Raw genomic sequence first — 19,562 nt, forward strand, 5'->3', positions numbered from 1 at the left:
TATAAATGGCCATTACTGGCCATATTGGAGCACAATTATTCACATTATTTTTTCTGGTCAGTCCAGAGAAAGCTACCAATTGCAGGTAAAAGTAGTACTGCACCCAACATGTTAACCAAAAACATGAAGGTCAGAAGAATACCCATATCCACTTGGAACTTCAGATCAGAGAAAATCCATGTGCTAACACCAATGGCTAAGGTAATACCTGTGAACAGCACTGCACTACCACGCTCTGCTAACGCATTACGATAAGCCACTTCCAGTGCCACACCTTGTTTTAGCTGCCCCATCATTGATGAAAGTATGTAAATCCCGTAATCGACACCAATACCAACACCTAAAGCGATAACTGGTAATGTCGACACTGTTAAACCAATTTCAAGTTGTACCATCAACGCTTGCGCTAAGGTTGATACGATGTACAGAGGTAATACAACCGCTACCGTTGCCTTAACACTTCTAAAGCTAATTAAGCATAGCAGGATTACGGCGCCGTAAACGTAAAGCATCATAGGTAGCTGTGCAGCCGATACCGATTCGTTCGTTGCAGCCATTACACCAACAGGGCCTGACGCTAGCTTAAACTTTAATTCATCGGTTTCTTCAGCCTTAGCAAACTCTTTAACTTTAGCTACCACATGGTCAATCGTTTCTGCTTTGTGGTCATTTAAGAAAATAATCACAGGCATTACAGAGCAGTTACCATCGAGTAAACCTGAGCTTGTTTCAACCCGTGAAGTAGCTTGCACTAAACTTGCCGTATTGCGCGGCAGGCTTTGCCATTTTAAGTTACCTTCGTTGAAGCCGGCGTTCACAGATTGCGCAACTGAGCTTAAGCTCACAGCCGATTGTACCCCTGCAACGTTTTCCATCTGCCATTGGAAACGACTAATACGCTCCATAACATCATGCTCAGTACACGCAGCAGGATACGCTTCTACAATCACTTTTAGGATATCTGATGAAATGGTGTATTTATCAGAAATCAAAAAGGTGTCTTGGTTATAGCGGGCATCTTGGTGCAAAGATGGCGCACCAGCATGTAAGTCACCAATACGCATTTTGTCAGCTTGCCAGTAACCCACTGCAAATAACACAGCCGTAAAGACGATAATAAAACCAGCTGTTTTACGATCAGTCGCTTTTACTAATAGCTCGCGTAACTTGTCTAGTAGATTTGGTTTGTCTGTGTGAGTACCTGCTTGAATATGCACAGAGCCTTCAAAGCGCATGTACGATGCCCATACAGGTAATAAAATTAAGTTGGTGAAAATAATTACCGCTACACCTAAACTCGCTGTGATAGCAAGTTCACGAATAATACCAATATCAATGGTGAGTAAGGTTAAAAAACCAATTGTGTCTGATAGCAGTGCAATACCACCTGGGATCAGAAGTGCTCTAAAGCTTGCCTGACAACAAACCCGAGTTGAACTACCCGTAGACACTTTTTTACCGATGTCATTAATCATTTGCACGCCATGGCTTACACCAATCGCAAACACTAAAAACGGCACTAAAATTGACATAGGGTCTAAACCAAAGCCTAAGCTTGAAAGCAAGCCTAACTGCCAAACAACAGCAATGATTGAACAGGCAATTGGTAAAATAGTCAGTTTTAAAGAATGGCAGAACAGCCAAACCATTACGAATGTGAAAGCAATGGCAATAGCAAAAAATAACAGTACACCTTTAGCACCCTCTGCGACATCCCCTGCCATTTTCGCAAAACCAATAATATGAATACTGACCTTGTCAGTACTTAGCGGTTCACGAACTTGTGTTTCTAACTTTTCAGCAAAGGCTAAAGTATCTAGTTTTTCTTGCGTTTGTGGATCAGTTTCGAGTAGCTGGGCTGTCACCATCGCACATGAGTAGTCACTGGCAATCATACGGCCAACGACTTTTGCTTTTTCGATGTTTTCTTTTACAACCGCAAGACCACGTTTATCAGCGGTAAAGTTTGCTGGAATAATTGGACCGCCAGCAAAACCATCTTCAACCACTTCAACAAAACGCGCACTCGGTGCGAAGATTGAATTAACTAACGGACGATTTACACCCGGAATAAAGTAAAGCTGATCATGAACTGCTTTAAGTTGGGTGAAAAATTCCTCATTAAAAATATCACCATCTGCATCACAGACAGAAATCAAAATGCTGTTAGCTCCGCCAAACTGTTTTTCATGTTTGGTGTAAACTTTCATGTAGTCATGATTAAGCGGAATATTTTTATTAAACGACGCGTCTAATTGAATTTGTGTTGCTTTGAATAATAAGAAACAAGTGATCAAAGCAAAGGAAATAATTGCGAATAAGCGATGACGAAACACCGCTCTTTCTAAAATATCTAAAAAACCACGCATTACGGATTCAACTCCTTCACTTTAATGCCATTTTCTGAAGCCATAACTAGTTTGTCTTGAAACACAACACCATCAAGTAACGATTTACCATCGGCCATTTGTTGTTCTGATAATTGGCCATCCTCAATTTGGAAAATCACCCCGCTGTTGGCAAATAATAACCACTGGTTGTTGTATTTAATCGCGCTATTCACGGTTGCATAATTGTCGTGTGGTATTTGTTGCCATTGATCACTGCCAGCTTGGCGAGTGAAAATGTTGCCTCGAAGGCCTGCAACTAGGTCTTCACCACCTTGATCCGCAGTTGACGCAAACGTAAAGAAAGAGCCCATATAGATCTCTTCAAGACGCTGCCAGGTTTGACCATTGTCGAAACTTTGTGCCATTAAACCCATTTCACCGGCTAGAAATAGACTCTTATCGGTTTTAACGATGCGATTAAAATGCGGCAGTATTGAAGCAGTTTCAATTTCATAGCCTTCTGGGTCACTGTCTTTTAAATCATTTAGGTATTCACGGTCTTCTTCAAATAACAGACTATCTAAAAAACGTTTCTGCCAAGTTTGGCCACCATCGTTAGTTTCAAAAAACATTCCGTATGCACCAACGGCATAACCCTGTTTGTCTGTTGTAAATAAAATATCTAAACATGGCTTATCCATGTTTGGTAAAGATTGCTGTAACTGCCAGGTTTTTCCTGCATCTACAGTATTAATGATGGTTGCATCATGACCACATGCCCAGCCTAAATCGTTATTATAAAAATCAACGGCTGTTAGCAGCACTTGAGTAGGCACACTGGCTTGTTGCCAAGTTTGAGCATCTGTACTTGTGATAACCACACCGTGTTTACCAACTGCAATGAGATTTGGGCCAGCTAGTTCAATGTCGGTGAGAAGAGTTTTGTTTGCGTTAACAGCGCTAATCGCTTGTTGCGGCATAGGCATGTCTTGAGCAAAACATGAAGCACTATAAGCAAGACAGGCATAAAGCAAATACTTCATAAAGATAAATCGCCTTCGAAAAAATAAAAAGAGAAGTCAAAAAAGCCACTGAGAAATCTATTGCGTGTACTGATGACTTACGCGAATTGCAAAAGGCACCTGGAGTCAGGTGCCTTAATTTGATTAACGACCTTCGCGGCGTAATGCGCTTGAAGTAAACTCGTTATCGTTGAATGATTGTGAGAAATCATACATTTTTTCTTGGTTGTCTAAACCAATTGCTAAATAACGACGAGAGTTAAGGTCATGGTAAACTTCTAACGTACTCCAATGAGTTGGTACTTCATAGTAGTTAAGACCATGCGCCATCGCTACACGATACATTTGATCACGGTTATCATAGATATCCGTTACATGAACTTGCCAGCTATCTTCATCAATATAGAAAACACGTTTTTTATAGATATGACGCGTGCCCTCTTTCAGGTTCGCTTCAACAACCCAAACACGGTGTTTTTCATAACGAACATGTTCAGGATTGATATGACCTGCTTGCAGAATATCATCGTAGCTTAGTTTGTCACTGTGGAGCTTATAGCTGTTATAAGGAATATAAAGCTCTTGCTTACCTTTTAATGTCCAGTTGTAACGATTTGGAGAACCGTTGAACATATCAAAGTCATCAGTTGTACGTAAGCTATCAGCAGCTGTTCCCGGTGCATCATAGGCAACATTAGGTGCACGACGAACACGACGCTGACCTGAGTTGTATGTCCATGCTTGGCGTGGCGTTAAGATTTGGTCCATTGTTTCATGAACTAGTAACGCAGTACCAGCAAGACGCGCTGGCTCAGTTACTTTTTGCTTAAACTTAAACAAGATATTAGATTCTTGTAGCTTTTCAGGCGTTGCTTCAGGTGATGAATACTCAACTAACAGTTGCTCATCAAAACCTACATAATTATATGAACCAGATGCTGTCGGTGCAGCTTGGCCACCAGAACGCTCAATTGATAAACCACGGAAACGTAATAAGTGGTTCCAAATAGCTTCTAAGCCATCTTTAGGGATTGGGAACGGAACACCCACAGCGGTATTTTTAATACCGTTACCGCCCTCTACTAACTCAGCTGTCGTTGCATACTTTTTAGTTGCATCATATACAAACTGAGGATAAGACGCGCTACGACGAGTTGGATAGATGTTCATCTTAAACGTATCAGGATAGGTATTGAATAATTCAATTTGACCTGGGCTTAAGAAATCTTTGTACTCGGCTACATTCGATTTATCAATCGTAAATAAGATTTTATCATCAGCAAACGGATCAGGATGATGCATTCCCGGTTTATAACCAGCAGGTGGTTTTGTGATACCACCATCCCAAGCTGGGATAGAACCGTCTTTATTCGCAGCTTTTTCTGCGCCAATAGGTGTTAAATCTTTACCTAAACGTGCCGCTTCATCAGCGGTAATTTTTGCAAGTACACTTGAGCTTGCGAAAACGCCACAAAATGCTGCAGCAATGAGGGTAGGTTTTCTAATAATCATAATTTACCCTTAGATTGAATATTTAATATTGAAAGATACATAATCGCGGTCAGAGAAAGTATTCGTTGCGCCACCACCCCAGAATGAGTTGTAGCTAAAGTCGAACGACCACGCATTTTGATAGTTGAAGTTCATGGTAACACCGAGCGATTTACGGTCTTCAACAAATAAGAACATTGGATCAGGTGTAATACCATTCACATCGTGCGAGAACACAAAACGTGGTGAGAAGTTAACACCACTGAAGAAGTTATAATAATCACCTTTCGCAATTAAACGATAACCCCACGCAGAAGCCGTTGGGAACGGGTTCGTTTCAGGACCATTAGAAAGACCTAAGTGCAGTGTTGAATAATCATCACTTAATGGGCCTTGCATAATACCGCTTCGACCAGTACCAGCAACATTTAAACGAAGCTCATCGTAATCTGGCATATCGTTAATGCGTACACCACCAATTTCACCAACTACCGCCCAGCTATCAGCTCCAAGTGAAGGGCCAAATAGGTGTGTTGCTGTAAATTGTAATTGTGCAGTGTTACGTAGGATAAAACCTTGTGCTACTTCACCAGGGCCTACAACGCTTGTAGCATCGCCTGGGCTCATTTGTGAAATACCAGCAAAGTCAGGACGAATACCTGCAACTGCTAATTGCTCAGGCATACCCGCATATAACAGCTCTACGTCATCAATTTGCAGAGGCTCATCTTGGCGGAATGCAAATTCACCAGCAAGTGCCGTTTCGCCTACAGATGTGTTGAAGCTAAGACCGTACAGTTTAATATCTTCAGGGTATTCTAACTGGCCTTTAGTGAATGCTTGAAGATTAGTTACATTATCTTCTGTGATATCTGTTGTTAATAACATACCGATATCAGCAGCGATTGCCGCATCAGTGAAGTTTGATACCTGACCAGAAATTACCGGACGACGGCTATGATAGTTAATGTGGTATAACGCCACTTCAGTGTCGTTTAATTCAGGTAAGTACATACCTAAACGTAAACCATACTGGCCACCATCGTCTGGCTCGTTTTTACCTGCACCACCTTTGCCTTTTAACGCCACTTTGGTTGGGTAAGCTAAGTACATTTGCGCCATCATTGCTTGGCCTTGTGCTGATGTAGGATCAACACCTTGCGAGCGAACAATGTCATCTAAATTATTTAAGCTTTCAGTTAAGAATGCTAAATCAATATCCGGGTTAGACGTGAAGCCCAATTGAATATTTTGCTGATAACCATTTTCTGACGCGAAATCGTTCGTCGAGAAGTATGTACCAGCCGCTGGAAGACGTGTTTCATGCCATTGATATTGGTAGAAACCTTCTAGCGTTAAATTATCTGTGATGCCTAGTGATGCCCAAAGCATACCAACAGGTATGAAAGCTTCTTTTAACTCTGCACCTGGCGCTTTTAAACGATCGATATCAACTGGGTTAACGTTAATACCATGAGAAATCAAGGTACTCTCACCCCAGTTCACAACTTGTTGGCCTAAACGAATAGACAGCGGGTTACGGCCTTCATTTAAATCAAAGTTTGCCCATACATAAGCGTCTAGTAAACGTAAATCAGAACACACTTGTTCTTTTGTGTCGTCATCGTCACATGGGTCTACTTTGTTACCTGATGTTGGGTTGCTATAAGCGTAATCACCATCCATCAAGGCAAAGTCGTAAAAGTACATAAAGCGAGTGAAGAAACCAAAATTATCTTTGCTGATTGATAACTCATGGTTACCTTTTAATAATTTTGAGAATGAATCACCACTATCAAAATTGAGGTTACCTGCATCACCATTATTTGAGTATGCACCTGGTTGGTTCCATACATCAGCAGAAGAATAAATTGGATTTAAAGCAGAATGATAACCCGTCCAGTCAAATGAAGGATTATTACTCTTACCTATATGTTGAAAATCTCGGTCTTCAACACGAATGCTTTGGCCATAAGAGAAGTTAGAGTCAAAACGTATATCGAAGTCACCTAACTCAAAGTTTGCCGCATGCAAAGATGTGCTTGAGAGTCCGAGTGTAGCCGCCGCGAGTCCCAAAGCTATTTTGTTTTTAACAAAAAGCGATCGTTTTATCATTGTGTTCATCCCCCTGTAACGGGTTGTTTTGTGATCAAATTGTTGTTTTTAGTATCTTTCTAACGATAGAAGCGAAACAGTAAAATTACAATATAGAACGCGTTCAATCGGTTAATATTTATTTAAAAATGTGACGTTTACGTATTGGTAAGACGTCATACCAGATATTTTATACACGTAAATTAACAATAGAACAAATCGAATTAACAAAAATATAATAAATTTAGCGAATTGGGGACAGTGAAATTTAGCATTTTGGACGACAAATATTACAAAAAAAGCAGCTAATGCTGCTTTTTTAACTAATTTTCTCGAGTTTTAAAAACTGATTTTCAGCCGTTAATGTCAACCTAAAGCGCCCTCTTATTCCTAGTGAAGAAATAAAAGGACGCAAATGGTGAGCGTCAAAGCGAACTGTCTTGCCACCATCCTCTGTAACTTGCACAGATTTATATTTACCATGATAGTAATCAAGACACTCTGAGTAACTCAGATACAAGGCAAAATAGTACTCTGTCATTAACTTTCGAGTGCTTTCTCTACTTTTTCAAACAGATCATCACTGAGGCCTTCTAAATCAGCTAAACGTTGAAGTTGTGCTTTCATTGCAGCAGAACGATTTTCATCATAGCGTTTCCATGACATAAATGGCGTTAGCATGCGTGATGCATTTTGCGGATTAATATCGTTAAGCTTCACTAATAAGTCACCTAATAGCTGATACCCTTCACCATCGGCTCGATGGAATTGAGTGATATTAAAGTGGCTAAAGCTACCAACCAAAGCACGAACACGGTTAGGATTACCAAAGTCAAAACTTGGGTGATCATAGAGCGCTTTAATATCGCTGATACTCGTTGCTGAATCTTTCATCGCTTGCAGTGCAAACCATTTATCCATAACGAGCACATCATGACGCCATTTAGCATCAAACTCTGTTAAAAGCGTATCACATAGTAAGTGATTTGATTTTACAACAGCACTTAATGCAGCAAGTGCATTAGTCATATTATTACTGTGGGCAGACTCTTCGATAAGGCCATTAACGTCGCTGTGATTTGTTTTCGCTAAATAGTGTAAACAAAGTTGCTTAAGAGCACGCACTGCAACGGCTGTAGCAGATGTTGAACCATCATCTTCAAGCGCGTTATAACAATTAACCAATGATTCTGTTAGGAAGTTGGCAATTTGCGATTCAAAAGCATTTTGAACAGCAATAATGTCATCAACAGGGATGACAGCATATTCAGCTGCAAGAGTATCGTAGCTAGGCAGTTTTAACAGCTCCGCAATCAGCGCAAGGTCACCTTCACGATTATCAACTAGTAGCTTTAATGCCGACAAGATATCATCCGATAAGCAAGCTTCACCACTGGCAATCGCCGCTTTCATTTCATTAGTAAATAAGCGCTGCTGAGCATCCCAACGTGAAAAGTCACTGCGAGCAAAACGCATAATATGTAACAGATCCGCTGCAGATGTATTTTGATTAACGATGCATGGCGCAGAGAAATCTTCTAGTAGTACTGCGACTGGGCGCTGTTTAATGCCCTCAAAAACAAACTGCTGTGTTTTTTCTGTGACATTCAATACCGAATCTTGTGGCTGTTTATCAATCACAAGTGGTAGCGACTGCCCTTCACTATCTAAAAGTTCAATAGCAAAAGGAATATGCAGTAAGGCATTGTTAGGCTGATTATCAGGTGCAAACTGCTCAATGCTTAATGTGAAAGTTTGGTTTTGTTCATCATACGCTTGCTCTACATTGAGCTTAGGTGTACCCGCTTGACTATACCAGCGCTTAAATTGCGTTAAATCAATGCCAGACGCATCACTCATGGCAGCGACAAAATCATCACAAGTAACTGCTTGTCCGTCATGGCGCTCGAAATACAATGCCATACCTTGTTGGAACTTTTCTTCTCCAAGTAAGGTGTGCATCATGCGAATAACTTCAGCCCCTTTATCATACACAGTCACTGTATAAAAGTTATTCATTTCAATGACTTTTTCAGGGCGAATTGGGTGAGCCATAGGGCCTGCATCTTCACTAAACTGGTGAGTACGCATTACTTTAACCGCATCAATTCTATTAAGCGCACGTGAGCCTAAGTCGCTACTAAACTCTTGGTCACGGAAAACCGTTAAGCCTTCTTTTAAAGACAACTGGAACCAGTCACGGCAAGTCACACGGTTGCCGGTCCAGTTATGGAAGTACTCATGACCTACAATTGATTCAATCGTATGGTAATCTTTGTCTGTAGCTGTTTCTTGATTAGCAAGAACACATTTAGAGTTAAAGATATTCAGGCCTTTATTTTCCATTGCGCCCATGTTGAAGAAATCAACGGCAACAATCATGTAAATATCTAAATCGTATTCAAGGTTAAAGCGCTCTTCATCCCATTGCATTGATTTCTTTAAAGAAGCCATGGCATGAGGCGTTTTTGATAAATTACCTTTATCAACAAACAAGGCTAATTCAACTTTTCGTCCAGACTGCGTCGTGTAATGGTCACGTAATACGTCAAAATCACCGGCGACTAATGCAAATAAGTAGCTAGGCTTTTTAAATGGGTCTTGCCATTTTACAAAATGACGACCGTCATCTAAGTTACCTGATTCAATTTGGTTACCATTAGACAGCAAGTGAGTGTACTTTTTGTCGGCAATAATGGTTACATCAAAGCTAGCAAGCACGTCTGGGCGGTCAAGGTAATAAGTAATCTTTCTAAAACCTTCTGCCTCACATTGCGTACAGTAAGCACCACCCGACAAGTACAAACCTTCTAACGAGGTATTCGTTTGCGGGTCAATATGGTTTTCAATTTTCAGAATAAAGCTTTCAGGTAAGTTATGAATGATCAGCTTTTCATCTTCAAGCGTGTAATCATCATACGTTTTGTCATCAACCATCAATGATATTAGCGTTAAATCAACACCATCTAGCGCAAGATCTGCATTGCTTTCATCGGTACGATTGATTGTCATTGTTGACTGCACTGATGTTTTTAAAGGGGCTAATTCGAAGCGTAAATCGATGTGTTGGATTGAGAATTGTGGGGCTTGGTAATCTTTTAAATATTGAGCTTGAGGTTTACTCGTAGCAGACATTACTGACTCCAAATGGCCCTGCTTAGCAGGGCCTAAATAGTTTATTCGGCGTTAGCTTCTTGTTTAAGATGTTTTGGGGTAATACGTAAAATTTTAATACCAAAATAGGCATAAACAACCGCTAAGAATGGATTAATTAAATTAAAGAACGCGTACATTGCATAGTCAAATGGATTGATTAGTAAAACACTTTGCATATAGGCACCACAGGTATTCCAAGGAATAAGTGGGCTAGTAATTGTGCCACCATCTTCTAATGTGCGAGATAAATTTACAGGCTTTAAACCGCGTTTTTCATATTCGTCTTTAAACATACGACCAGGAACAACAATCGCGATATATTGGTCAGCTGCAACCGCATTGGTACCAATACACGTTGCAATCGTTGCAGTGATAAGAGAACCTGTGCTTTTAGCAATCTTTAAGATGCTCTTAACGAACATATCAAGTAAGCCGGTTTTTTCCATGATAGCGCCAAACATCAAGGCCGTCATAATCAGCCAAGTGGTTGTTAGCATGCCAGCCATACCACCACCGCTTAATAGTGAATCCATTTTTTCATCGCCAGTGTCAATGCTGAAACCATCAAAGAACGTTGTCCAAACTAATTTGAAGTAACCAATTGCTTGGCCTTGTGATGCATCAATTTGGCTATTTATTAAATCTGATTGAAATAACATAGCCCAAATCGCACCTAGCACCGCACCAATCGAAATAGCAGGGAAAGCTGGCATTTTACGAATTGCTAAAAACAATAACACCACCAGTGGTACTAGCATTTCAAAACCAATATTAAAGTTTTGCTCTAATAAATTAACGATTTCATCAATACGGCCAGCTTCAGCAGAACCACCGGCATTAAAGCCCATAAAGATAAAAATAATTAACGCAATAATGAAGCTTGGCACTGTAGTCCAAAGCATATGATGGATATGCTCAAATAAATCTGCCCCTGCCACTGCTGGTGCTAAGTTTGTTGTTTCAGAAAGCGGGCTTAATTTATCACCAAAGTAGGCACCAGAAATGACCGCACCTGCCGTGACGACTTGCTCTAACCCAAGACCAGTTGCAACACCTAATAACGCCACACCGATAGTCGCAGCTGTAGTCCAAGAGCTACCAATACTCATAGCCACAATGCCACAAATCAAACAGCTAGCGGCATAGAACCAGCTAGGATTGATAATTTGTAAGCCATAGTAAATTAGAGTGGGTACAGTTCCTGATAACAGCCAAGTACCGATTAAGGCACCCACCATTAACAGTATAATGATTGCTCCAAGGGATAAGGTGATCCCCTCAATCATGGCTTGTTCTAGTTTCTTCCAGGTGTAACCATTTTTTAAGCCAATTAATGCCGCGGTAAATGTAGCGAATAATAAAGCGATTTGGTTAGGACCCGATGATGAGTTATCACCGAATAAATAAACAGCAGCGCCTAGTAGGCACACGAGCACAGTAATTGGGATTAAGGCATCTAAAAAACTGGCCTGTTTAATTGGCTTCTCTTCAATTGAATTCAAAAGATAGTCTCCTACACGTCTTATGTGGCGTGTTTAATTATTATTGTAAGCTTTGACGCAAAACTTCAGTGGCCTTATGCAGCCAGATTTTGTGATTATACCAATCTAACCTGTTTTAGGTAGCAAAAAAGGCGCTTAAGCGCCTTTTTATTAATCGATATTGCTAATTAATTGCTAATTATTTCTTAGCGATACGACCATATTTTATATAATCTTGGGTGATTAATGCCGCTTCTTCTAAGAAAGGGTCTAGCTCGTCAAGGCTATCAGGTAAATCGTCAAGCTTCTCTACTGGCTTTTCACCAAGGCGAACAAGTCGTTCATTAGCACGTTCTAACGCGCGTTCTTCACCTTCGTCTTTCTCTTTTAGACGGGTCGCTTCAACCAATGAGATAGTCTTACGGTCTTTCTCTTCTTGATAGCGCTCAATGTCAGCAAACACATAACCAAATTCAGGCTCATCTGCAATACGCGCATCATGAAGCTTATTAACGTAAGCAATCGCTGGTTTTAGGTTATCAACAGAGTTGTACTTAGCACGTATGATGCTATCCCAAGGTAGCGCGTTGTCTTGTTGACTCTCGCCCCACTCTGATGGCTCAATTGCCGATGGGAATGACACATCTGGAATCACGCCTTTGTGCTGTGTGCTTCCGCCATTAATTCGGTAGAATTTTGCAATGGTATACTGCACGCTACCTAATGGATGGTCGTATAAGTCATAAGCACGGCCAAGTGGTTTGTGCTGCTGTACAGTACCCTTACCAAAGGTTTGCTCACCAATCACAATAGCACGGCCGTAATCTTGCATCGCTGCTGCAAAAATCTCTGAGGCAGATGCACTGTAGCGATCAACTAACACAGTCAATGGGCCATCATAAAAAGTGACGCCGTCACGGTCTTTTTGCTCTTCAATACGATTATTTAGCGTATGAATTTGTACTACAGGACCTTGATCGATAAATAAGCCAGAAAGCTGCGTCGCTTCGTAAAGTGAACCGCCGCCGTTTTGACGTAAATCGATGATGATACCGTCTACTTTGGCTTCTTTTAATTTTGCAATTTCAACTTTAACGTCTTGCGATAAATTATTATAGAAACCAGGGATTTCAATCACACCAATTTTGCTGGTTAAGTCTGAATATTTTGCTTCAAATACTTCAGATTTTGCAGCGCGGTCTTCTAAGCGAATTTTATCACGCGTGATTTCAACCACTTTTGGTGTCCCGTGAGCATCTGCACCTTTTAAGTATTGCAGGCGAACTTTTGTGCCTTTAGGGCCTTTGATTAAATCAACTACGTCATCTAAACGCCAGCCAATCACATCAACAAAGTCTTCACCTTCTTGGGCAACACCAATGATACGGTCATCTGCTTTAATTTGTTCAGACTTATCAGCCGGGCCGCCAGGTACTAAGCTACGGATTACCGTGTAATCTTCGTCATAACTGAGTACCGCACCAATACCTTCTAATTCAAGATCCATGTCCATCTTGAATTGCTCAGCGCGACGAGGTGATAAATAAGAGGTATGCGCTTCAATGCTTCGTGCGAATGAGTTCATCACGATTTGGAAAGCATCTTCACTGTTCGTTTGTACTAAACGCTTTTGCGCATTGTGGTAACGTTTGGTCAAGACTTCTTTAATGCCTTGCCAATCTTTACCAGTCATTTTTAATCGTAAAGCATCGTATTTAACGCGCTGACGCCAAAGTTCATCAAGCTCAGCTTGGCTTGTTGCCCAATTAGCGTCTTCGCGGTCAAACAGATACTCATCTTCTTTATCGAACTTCATTTCGTTTTCAAGTAACGATAGAGAATAGTCATAGCGTTCAAAACGACGTTTTAAACTTAAGTTAAAAATATCAAAGGCAAATCCCAATTTACCTGTCGACAATGCATTATCAAATTGGTCTTTATATTGCTCAAACGAGGCAATGTCAGAGGCTAAAAACACATTTTTATTGTAGTCGAGAGATTCAATGTAACGATCAAAAACCTTCTCAGATAATTCATCGTTAAATTTAATTGGTTTGTAGTGTGCACGAGTAAATAAGTTTGTCACCCGTTTGCTTGCCGTACTATGTTGGCTTTCTTGCTTGAGTACTGGCAGGTCTTTTTCAGTCAGATTGTCTGAAGATGCCAATAATGAACCTGAAAACAGGGCAGCGACTAACGGAATGAGCGTAAACTTTTTACTCATACACAACTCCTTTATTTTTTACAGCTATTAAATGATATACAGGCTGTCTGCTTTGGTCTTAACTTGCATCCCTGTTACTAACTCAACGTGAACTTCGTCTTTATTCACTTCAGTAATAACCGCGTTTACAAGTGCTTGGCCAAGTTTAACTTTAACTTTGCTATTAACCTTGACCTCTGAGGCAGGTAAAGGTTCAACTTTTCCTGAACGTTTTGCAGGAGCAGCTTTAGCAGGCTTATTATTTACTTTAGCGCCTTTTTCACCAGATTTAGCGTGGTGGCCACTATTCTTTTTGTAAGATTTTGTGTCACCGTCTTTGCGTGGACGTTGTGGCTTCTTACGCTTCGCCATTTTAGCGCGGCTTTCTTCTAACGCTTTTTGTGCGTGCTCAATGTGCTCTTGTTCTACTTTTTCGTCTTGATTACCATCAAGATCGATACGGAACTCAGACTTAGTCACAGCTTCTAAATAGCGCCAGTTTGAGGTGTACTTTCTTAGTGCTTGACGAACCTGAGTTTTACTTACTTTCTCAGAACCTTCAATACGCTCAGCGATATCTTTAAAAATACCTACTTTAAGCGGTTGAATACCGTCTTTTTGTTTAAAACATTTTGGAAATTCTTGGTATAAGAAATCCAGTACTTCATTAATATCTTTTAGCTTGTTTGTGGTTTCCATGTTAGAACCTTTTATTACATCTTTTCATCAAGTGATGAATCGACATAGTGTGTTACCCAGTCGGTCAACTCTTCGAAGTCCGCTTCAATAAGCGCTAAATCACCACGAAGGTGTTCCCAAATACCATTTATAATTTCATCAATTGATTCACAGTCAAGGTCATCCGGTAGACGTTCCCATGCCATATGAATCAAGTCGTTGAGCCTTTCGGCAACAACTTCTTCTTCCCCTTCCCAATCACCAACATCTTGGATTGCAAAGAGGTAATCTTGCACATTTAGCAGATCTTTCATTTTAGATTTGCCTCAAAGCATTTTACCAATGCTTCTAAACCAGCTTGATCATCAGCATCGAATCGCGCAATGCTTGGGCTGTCGATATCAAGTACAGCAAATACTTTACCGTCTTTGAAAATCGGCACAACTACTTCTGAGTTAGATGCAGCATCACAGGCAATATGACCAGCAAATGCATGCACGTCTTCAATGAGTTGTGTTTGTTGTGTTTGCGCGGCAGTTCCACATACCCCTTTACCTACTGGAATACGGATACATGCAGGATTACCTTGAAACGGCCCTAGCACTAATTCTTCAGGTGAATCCATTAAATAAAAGCCCGCCCAATTGATATCCTCTAAAGAGGTAAATAACAGCGCACTAATATTTGCCATGTTGGCAATAACATTTGATTCACCAGTGATTAGCGACTCAGTTTGTTTAACTAATGACTGGTAAAAATCTTGCTTTTGCATACCAAACTACTTCTTATTAAACATACAGTAGCTAAAGGTACTCTTTGTAGACGACAAATGAAACCTTTTGAGGGCAAAAAAAAACATTTTGCCCTCAATTTCAGTCAGCTTGATTAAATATTCTGCTATTGATGAGAAGATTGTGTTGTAAGGCCCTGTCTTAAACCAAATAAAAACAGTCCAGCTGCCAGAGCAGACATCACAGCATTGACTATAAAAGCCATACCTGTTGTAGCGCTAAGTAAGTAGCTGAATATAGCGCCACCTAGTAAGCCAAGTGTCAGAACACCTGAATAATTAACCTTTGCATACTTATACATAAGTAAATAACCCGGCACCACAAACGCAGCCATAGTTAGGCCTACAATGTGGGCATTGGCGATTGCGCTAACGAATAAGTTAAAGAAAATGTTTAAACCATTTCCTTCAAGTGTAAACGCATAATAAAGGCCTAAGATACAACCGATGATCACAGGCGATAATAAAGAAAGTCCTACACTCTTTGCTAAACGATGTTTCATAAATTCCCTAATGTCACAAAGATAATACGAGAAGTATTAAGCATGGACTAACTAGTTAAAATGCGAAATATCGACAATAGTCGTAATTTGCAGAACAAATGAAAAGCACAAGAAACAAAAAAGCCGCTGAATAAATTCAGCGGCTTCAATGATGGTGGAGAGATAGGGATTTGAACCCTAGAGGGGCTACAAACCCCTGCCGGTTTTCAAGACCGGTGCATTCGACCACTCTGCCATCTCTCCGAATGCGAAAACCTACCCGCTTACGCCAGTAGTAAAAATAATGGTGGAGAGATAGGGATTTGAACCCTAGAGGGGCTACAAACCCCTGCCGGTTTTCAAGACCGGTGCATTCGACCACTCTGCCATCTCTCCGACGGCCTGCATAATAGATAAAGCGGCCGTGCTTGTGAAGCTTTTTTTTCAAAAAACTGTTTAAGTGATTAAAAAACAATTAATTTGCTCAGCATTAGTACAGCAGCGTTTAGATTGTGCGCAACATTGAACTTTTCTATTATTTATCTTGTCTATTGATCCACAATAGTTTGCCCAAATATATAACTCTTGATAGGCTTAGTTCAGTTTAATAATTGGAACTAACGAACGTATAAGTTCATTTAAAGGAGCTCTAACAATGGCGTTTAATCAATCGTACAATACTGCAAGACCAGTAATGTCGACTATTGAAACCAATAAAGTTTTAAAGAATACCTATTTCTTACTGGCGATGACACTGGCATTTAGCGCAGTGACAGCAGGTATATCAATGGCAATGAATCTACCTTATTTTATGGGGTTAGTATTTAGTTTGATTGCATTCGGTGTGCTTTTTGTTGTTAACAAAAAGGCAGACAGTGCTTCAGGTGTTGCTTGGGTATTTGTTTTCACAGGTTTAATGGGCGCAGGACTTGGTCCAATGCTTAACTACTACGCTGCAATGCCAAATGGTCCTATGCTTATTATGCAAGCGTTAGGCTCTACTGCGTTAATCTTCTTTGGTTTGTCGGCTTATGCGCTTACCACTAAAAAAGACTTCTCATTTATGGGTGGCTTTTTAACTGTGGGTTTAATCGTGGTTATTATTGCAAGCCTAGTTAACTTATTTATTGGCAGCTCAATTACCTTTATGGTTATTAATGCTGCAGTTGTGCTAATTATGTCTGGTTTAATCTTATTTGACACTAGCCGTATCATTAATGGCGGCGAGACTAATTACATCCGCGCAACAGTTGCTTTATATCTGAACGTGTATAATTTATTTACGTCTCTTCTTCACCTACTTGGTGCAAGTGATGACTAATTAAATAGTTCTGCTAAAATAGCCCCTTTCTAGGGGCTTTTTTATTGGATGCGTTTTGGCACAATTTGTACTTTCTCTTCATACCGCGCCGACCGATCACGACACAACTCAACGGCTAATTAAATTTGCACAGGCCTGTCTTGACTCTGGTCACTCAATTGCAGCTATTTTTCTTTATCAAGCTGGTGTTTACCACGCAAGTAACCATTTAGAACTTGCCAGCGACGAGCTTCCAATTAATCGTTTATGGCAGTCGTTAAGTGAGCAAGAGATCCCTCTACTGCTATGTGTCACTGCTGCTGAAAAGCGTGGCTTAGATATCGATAACACAGGCGTGTTTACCGTCGCTGGGCTTGCAGAATTTGCGATGCTTGTCAGTGAAGCGGATAAATGGGTGCAATTTAAATGAAAAACATTTTAGTAATAAGCCAACATAGCCCATTTGATGATCAACATATTCGTGAATCACTCGACACTACACTAATTTTTGCTGCTATTGAACAAAACATTAGTTGGCTTCTAAGTGGTGAGGCTGTTTTAGCTTTGAAAAAAAATCAACAACCAGAGCAACTTGGCATAAAAAACTATTTTAAAACCATTAAAACCCTTGAGTTATACGATGTTGAAAACATATATGTATGTGAAAAGTCGTTGATGGATTTTAACCTTTCAGAAGATAGTCTGATTATCGATGTTAAAGTAGCTAACTTTGAGCAACAGCGAGACTTAATTAGCCAACAGCATCAGGTGGTGACCTTATGAGTACCTTGCATATTTTTTCAAAACCCTTAGCTCACTATTGCAATAATATGTTGGCAAATTTAATTTCTTCAGAAGATACAGTACTACTTGTTAGTGACGCTTGTTATAACAACATGCAGTTTAAGCAGTTCTCTTCAGCAATTCATTTACTTGAAGAAGATGCTGCAGCCCGTGATATTTCATTTAATCAAGGCGATATCGCAATAAACTACGCGCAGTTTGTAGAAATGACTTTAAACGCAAAAAACACGATTACTTGGTAAAACATGCTTGAATTTAATAACAAACAGATAGAAACAGACAAACAAGGGTATTTACTTGATTCAAACGATTGGTGTGAAGAGCTTGCACCCATTATTGCTGAGCAAGAAAACATTACCTTAAGTGAGCAACACTGGGAAGTTGTGCATTTTGTGCGTGATTTTTACGTAGAGTACAACACCAGCCCTGCAATACGCATGCTGGTCAAAGCAATGGCCCAAAAGCTAGGTGAAGAAAAAGGTAATAGCATGTATTTGTATAAGCTATTCCCTAAAGGCCCAGCAAAGCAAGCGACTAAAATTGCAGGTTTACCTAAACCGGCTAGGTGTATTTAATGGTTAATAAAGCCAATAGCAAACCACGCCGCAGCAGCGGTCGAACTTATTCAAGGCCTACTCAAAAACGCCAAGTTAAAAAAACAATTAGCCCTGAGCAGCGCAAAGTGGTGCTATTTAACAAACCATTTGATGTGCTTTGCCAATTTACCGATGATCAAAACCGCAAAACGCTTGCCGACTTTATTACTATTAAAGACGTGTATGCAGCAGGACGCCTAGACAGAGATAGCGAAGGACTGTTGCTCCTTACCAACTGCGGTAAATTACAACACACACTCACTGAACCCAATAAAAAAACAGCTAAAACTTATTGGGTGCAAGTAGAAGGTGATGTTACTGATGAGGCAATCTTTTCGCTTAACAAAGGCGTAGAGCTCAAAGATGGCATGACCAAGCCTGCCAAAGTTAGGCGTATTGACGAGCCGTCAATTTGGCCTCGTACTCCGCCCGTTCGCGAGCGTAAAAACATTCCAACCAGTTGGTTAGAAATCTCTATCACTGAGGGCCGTAATCGCCAAGTTCGCCGTATGACAGCGCATGTTGGCTTCCCTACTTTGCGATTAATTCGTTACAGCATTGGTAACTATACCCTTGATGGATTAGAGAATGGCCAGTTTAAAGTAGTGAACAACCCTGATGCATAAACCCAATGTCACAGTGGCCGCCATCGTCATATGCCAAAACAAATTTTTACTTGTTAAAGAGCGCGATAAACACACAGGTGATATTTGCTATAACCAACCTGCGGGTCATTTAGAAGCCCATGAAACCTTAGCAGAAGCAGCTCATCGCGAACTTATTGAAGAAACGGGCATTAGCCTTAATGCCAATCACCTTGTTGGCATTTATAATTTGCATGCCGCAAATGGCGTTCACTATATGCGTTTTAGCTTTGCTTTTAATAGCCCAGAGCTATTTGAACCATCTCCCCAAGATGATGACATTCTTAGCGCAGATTGGTTTAGCCTTGAACAAATTAAAAACCTGCCGCTAAGAAGCCCTTTGGTTTTAAAATGCATTGAAGATCATTTAGCTGGTAAAGCCTACCCACTTAGTTTGATTTACCAATAACCGCAGTGATTTTGGCTGGTTTGGGTGTCTAAAAGTTTGCTATGCCCAAACCACTATTACTTGCAATCAATGCCTTGCCTAA

The 19,562-nt window shown here is 40.4% G+C and carries 19 protein-coding genes and 2 tRNA genes; 7 read left to right on the forward strand and 14 right to left on the reverse strand.

Annotation, left to right across the window (positions count from 1 at the left end):
• Positions 1 to 44: 44 nt before the first annotated feature.
• From J8Z28_RS09770 to J8Z28_RS09835, 14 genes are all read right to left on the reverse strand, one after another.
• The gene (locus tag J8Z28_RS09770) at positions 45 to 2,369 is read right to left on the reverse strand and encodes an efflux RND transporter permease subunit (RefSeq protein ID WP_054551390.1); all 2,325 of its coding nucleotides are present in this window, start codon (positions 2,367 to 2,369) and stop codon (positions 45 to 47) included.
• A complete protein-coding gene (locus J8Z28_RS09775; protein ID WP_250659333.1) occupies positions 2,369 to 3,373 on the reverse strand; it encodes a WD40/YVTN/BNR-like repeat-containing protein in 1,005 nt (334 codons plus the stop codon). The genes J8Z28_RS09770 and J8Z28_RS09775 overlap by 1 nt, the downstream gene beginning before the upstream one ends.
• 123 nt (positions 3,374 to 3,496) lie before the next feature.
• Positions 3,497 to 4,861: a DUF1329 domain-containing protein gene (locus tag J8Z28_RS09780; protein ID WP_250660387.1), complete on the reverse strand. Its 1,365-nt coding sequence runs from the start codon at positions 4,859 to 4,861 to the stop codon at positions 3,497 to 3,499.
• A 12-nt stretch (positions 4,862 to 4,873) separates the two neighbouring features.
• Positions 4,874 to 6,958, reverse strand: a complete 2,085-nt coding sequence (locus J8Z28_RS09785) for a DUF1302 domain-containing protein (protein ID WP_250659334.1) — start codon at positions 6,956 to 6,958, stop codon at positions 4,874 to 4,876.
• A gap of 298 nt (positions 6,959 to 7,256) precedes the next feature.
• A complete protein-coding gene (locus tag J8Z28_RS09790) occupies positions 7,257 to 7,478 on the reverse strand; it encodes a DUF2835 domain-containing protein (RefSeq protein WP_082401568.1) in 222 nt (73 codons plus the stop codon).
• Positions 7,478 to 10,072 carry an aminopeptidase N gene (pepN, locus tag J8Z28_RS09795; RefSeq protein ID WP_250659335.1) on the reverse strand — a complete coding sequence of 865 codons (2,595 nt, stop codon included), beginning with the start codon at positions 10,070 to 10,072 and terminating at the stop codon, positions 7,478 to 7,480. The genes J8Z28_RS09790 and pepN overlap by 1 nt, the downstream gene beginning before the upstream one ends.
• Before the next feature lie 41 nt (positions 10,073 to 10,113).
• The gene (nhaC, locus tag J8Z28_RS09800; protein ID WP_054561590.1) at positions 10,114 to 11,595 is read right to left on the reverse strand and encodes a Na+/H+ antiporter NhaC; all 1,482 of its coding nucleotides are present in this window, start codon (positions 11,593 to 11,595) and stop codon (positions 10,114 to 10,116) included.
• 178 nt (positions 11,596 to 11,773) lie between these two features.
• Positions 11,774 to 13,798, reverse strand: a complete 2,025-nt coding sequence (prc, locus tag J8Z28_RS09805) for a carboxy terminal-processing peptidase (protein WP_062564479.1) — start codon at positions 13,796 to 13,798, stop codon at positions 11,774 to 11,776.
• Between the two features lie 27 nt (positions 13,799 to 13,825).
• Entirely contained in the window at positions 13,826 to 14,476 is a 651-nt protein-coding gene (gene proQ, locus J8Z28_RS09810; RefSeq protein WP_055022158.1) for an RNA chaperone ProQ, read from the reverse strand.
• Between the two features lie 14 nt (positions 14,477 to 14,490).
• Entirely contained in the window at positions 14,491 to 14,769 is a 279-nt protein-coding gene (locus J8Z28_RS09815) for a hypothetical protein (RefSeq protein ID WP_054561593.1), read from the reverse strand.
• Complete coding sequence (gene msrC, locus J8Z28_RS09820; RefSeq protein ID WP_054561594.1) at positions 14,766 to 15,227, reverse strand: free L-methionine (R)-S-oxide reductase MsrC; 462 nt, start codon at positions 15,225 to 15,227, stop codon at positions 14,766 to 14,768. The genes J8Z28_RS09815 and msrC overlap by 4 nt, the downstream gene beginning before the upstream one ends.
• Before the next feature lie 125 nt (positions 15,228 to 15,352).
• On the reverse strand, positions 15,353 to 15,748 hold the full coding sequence (locus tag J8Z28_RS09825; RefSeq protein ID WP_054561595.1) for a hypothetical protein: 396 nt from the start codon (positions 15,746 to 15,748) through the stop codon (positions 15,353 to 15,355).
• Between the two features lie 152 nt (positions 15,749 to 15,900).
• Positions 15,901 to 15,991 (reverse strand) — tRNA-Ser (locus tag J8Z28_RS09830).
• Between the two features lie 41 nt (positions 15,992 to 16,032).
• Positions 16,033 to 16,123 (reverse strand) — tRNA-Ser (locus tag J8Z28_RS09835).
• 259 nt (positions 16,124 to 16,382) lie between these two features.
• On the opposite strand from J8Z28_RS09835, the gene J8Z28_RS09840 reads away from it, so the two are divergent.
• From J8Z28_RS09840 to J8Z28_RS09870, 7 genes are read left to right on the forward strand one after another with little or no spacing between them, the layout of a single operon-like run.
• Positions 16,383 to 17,048 carry a Bax inhibitor-1/YccA family protein gene (locus J8Z28_RS09840; RefSeq protein WP_062564480.1) on the forward strand — a complete coding sequence of 222 codons (666 nt, stop codon included), beginning with the start codon at positions 16,383 to 16,385 and terminating at the stop codon, positions 17,046 to 17,048.
• Between the two features lie 55 nt (positions 17,049 to 17,103).
• Positions 17,104 to 17,457: a sulfurtransferase complex subunit TusD gene (gene tusD, locus J8Z28_RS09845; RefSeq protein ID WP_054551401.1), complete on the forward strand. Its 354-nt coding sequence runs from the start codon at positions 17,104 to 17,106 to the stop codon at positions 17,455 to 17,457.
• The gene (tusC, locus tag J8Z28_RS09850) at positions 17,454 to 17,810 is read left to right on the forward strand and encodes a sulfurtransferase complex subunit TusC (RefSeq protein WP_058585115.1); all 357 of its coding nucleotides are present in this window, start codon (positions 17,454 to 17,456) and stop codon (positions 17,808 to 17,810) included. The genes tusD and tusC overlap by 4 nt, the downstream gene beginning before the upstream one ends.
• Positions 17,807 to 18,073 carry a DsrH/TusB family sulfur metabolism protein gene (locus tag J8Z28_RS09855; RefSeq protein ID WP_058585116.1) on the forward strand — a complete coding sequence of 89 codons (267 nt, stop codon included), beginning with the start codon at positions 17,807 to 17,809 and terminating at the stop codon, positions 18,071 to 18,073. Before tusC ends, J8Z28_RS09855 begins: the two co-directional genes overlap by 4 nt.
• Before the next feature lie 3 nt (positions 18,074 to 18,076).
• Positions 18,077 to 18,406, forward strand: a complete 330-nt coding sequence (locus J8Z28_RS09860; protein ID WP_054561599.1) for a TusE/DsrC/DsvC family sulfur relay protein — start codon at positions 18,077 to 18,079, stop codon at positions 18,404 to 18,406.
• Positions 18,406 to 19,053 carry an rRNA large subunit pseudouridine synthase E gene (locus J8Z28_RS09865; protein ID WP_054561600.1) on the forward strand — a complete coding sequence of 216 codons (648 nt, stop codon included), beginning with the start codon at positions 18,406 to 18,408 and terminating at the stop codon, positions 19,051 to 19,053. The genes J8Z28_RS09860 and J8Z28_RS09865 overlap by 1 nt, the downstream gene beginning before the upstream one ends.
• Positions 19,046 to 19,480, forward strand: coding sequence for an NUDIX hydrolase (locus tag J8Z28_RS09870; RefSeq protein WP_250659336.1), 435 nt, complete (start codon positions 19,046 to 19,048; stop codon positions 19,478 to 19,480). The genes J8Z28_RS09865 and J8Z28_RS09870 overlap by 8 nt, the downstream gene beginning before the upstream one ends.
• The last annotated feature ends 82 nt before the right edge of the window (positions 19,481 to 19,562 follow it).

The organism is Pseudoalteromonas sp. SCSIO 43088 (assembly GCF_023650795.1).
GTDB lineage: Bacteria > Pseudomonadota > Gammaproteobacteria > Enterobacterales > Alteromonadaceae > Pseudoalteromonas > Pseudoalteromonas shioyasakiensis.

Excerpts from the sequence above, each read along its gene's own strand:
- J8Z28_RS09815 (WP_054561593.1), bottom strand. The coding sequence starts at position 14,769 with ATGAAAGATCTGCTAAATGTGCAAGATTACCTCTTTGCAATCCAAGAT.
- J8Z28_RS09790 (WP_082401568.1), bottom strand. The coding sequence starts at position 7,478 with ATGACAGAGTACTATTTTGCCTTGTATCTGAGTTACTCAGAGTGTCTT.
- J8Z28_RS09840 (WP_062564480.1), top strand. The coding sequence starts at position 16,383 with ATGGCGTTTAATCAATCGTACAATACTGCAAGACCAGTAATGTCGACT.
- J8Z28_RS09785 (WP_250659334.1), bottom strand. The coding sequence starts at position 6,958 with ATGATAAAACGATCGCTTTTTGTTAAAAACAAAATAGCTTTGGGACTC.
- prc (WP_062564479.1), bottom strand. The coding sequence starts at position 13,798 with ATGAGTAAAAAGTTTACGCTCATTCCGTTAGTCGCTGCCCTGTTTTCA.
- J8Z28_RS09855 (WP_058585116.1), top strand. The coding sequence starts at position 17,807 with ATGAGTACCTTGCATATTTTTTCAAAACCCTTAGCTCACTATTGCAAT.
- tusC (WP_058585115.1), top strand. The coding sequence starts at position 17,454 with ATGAAAAACATTTTAGTAATAAGCCAACATAGCCCATTTGATGATCAA.
- proQ (WP_055022158.1), bottom strand. The coding sequence starts at position 14,476 with ATGGAAACCACAAACAAGCTAAAAGATATTAATGAAGTACTGGATTTC.
- J8Z28_RS09870 (WP_250659336.1), top strand. The coding sequence starts at position 19,046 with ATGCATAAACCCAATGTCACAGTGGCCGCCATCGTCATATGCCAAAAC.
- J8Z28_RS09825 (WP_054561595.1), bottom strand. The coding sequence starts at position 15,748 with ATGAAACATCGTTTAGCAAAGAGTGTAGGACTTTCTTTATTATCGCCT.
- J8Z28_RS09860 (WP_054561599.1), top strand. The coding sequence starts at position 18,077 with ATGCTTGAATTTAATAACAAACAGATAGAAACAGACAAACAAGGGTAT.
- J8Z28_RS09865 (WP_054561600.1), top strand. The coding sequence starts at position 18,406 with ATGGTTAATAAAGCCAATAGCAAACCACGCCGCAGCAGCGGTCGAACT.
- msrC (WP_054561594.1), bottom strand. The coding sequence starts at position 15,227 with ATGCAAAAGCAAGATTTTTACCAGTCATTAGTTAAACAAACTGAGTCG.
- J8Z28_RS09770 (WP_054551390.1), bottom strand. The coding sequence starts at position 2,369 with ATGCGTGGTTTTTTAGATATTTTAGAAAGAGCGGTGTTTCGTCATCGC.
- pepN (WP_250659335.1), bottom strand. The coding sequence starts at position 10,072 with ATGTCTGCTACGAGTAAACCTCAAGCTCAATATTTAAAAGATTACCAA.
- J8Z28_RS09775 (WP_250659333.1), bottom strand. The coding sequence starts at position 3,373 with ATGAAGTATTTGCTTTATGCCTGTCTTGCTTATAGTGCTTCATGTTTT.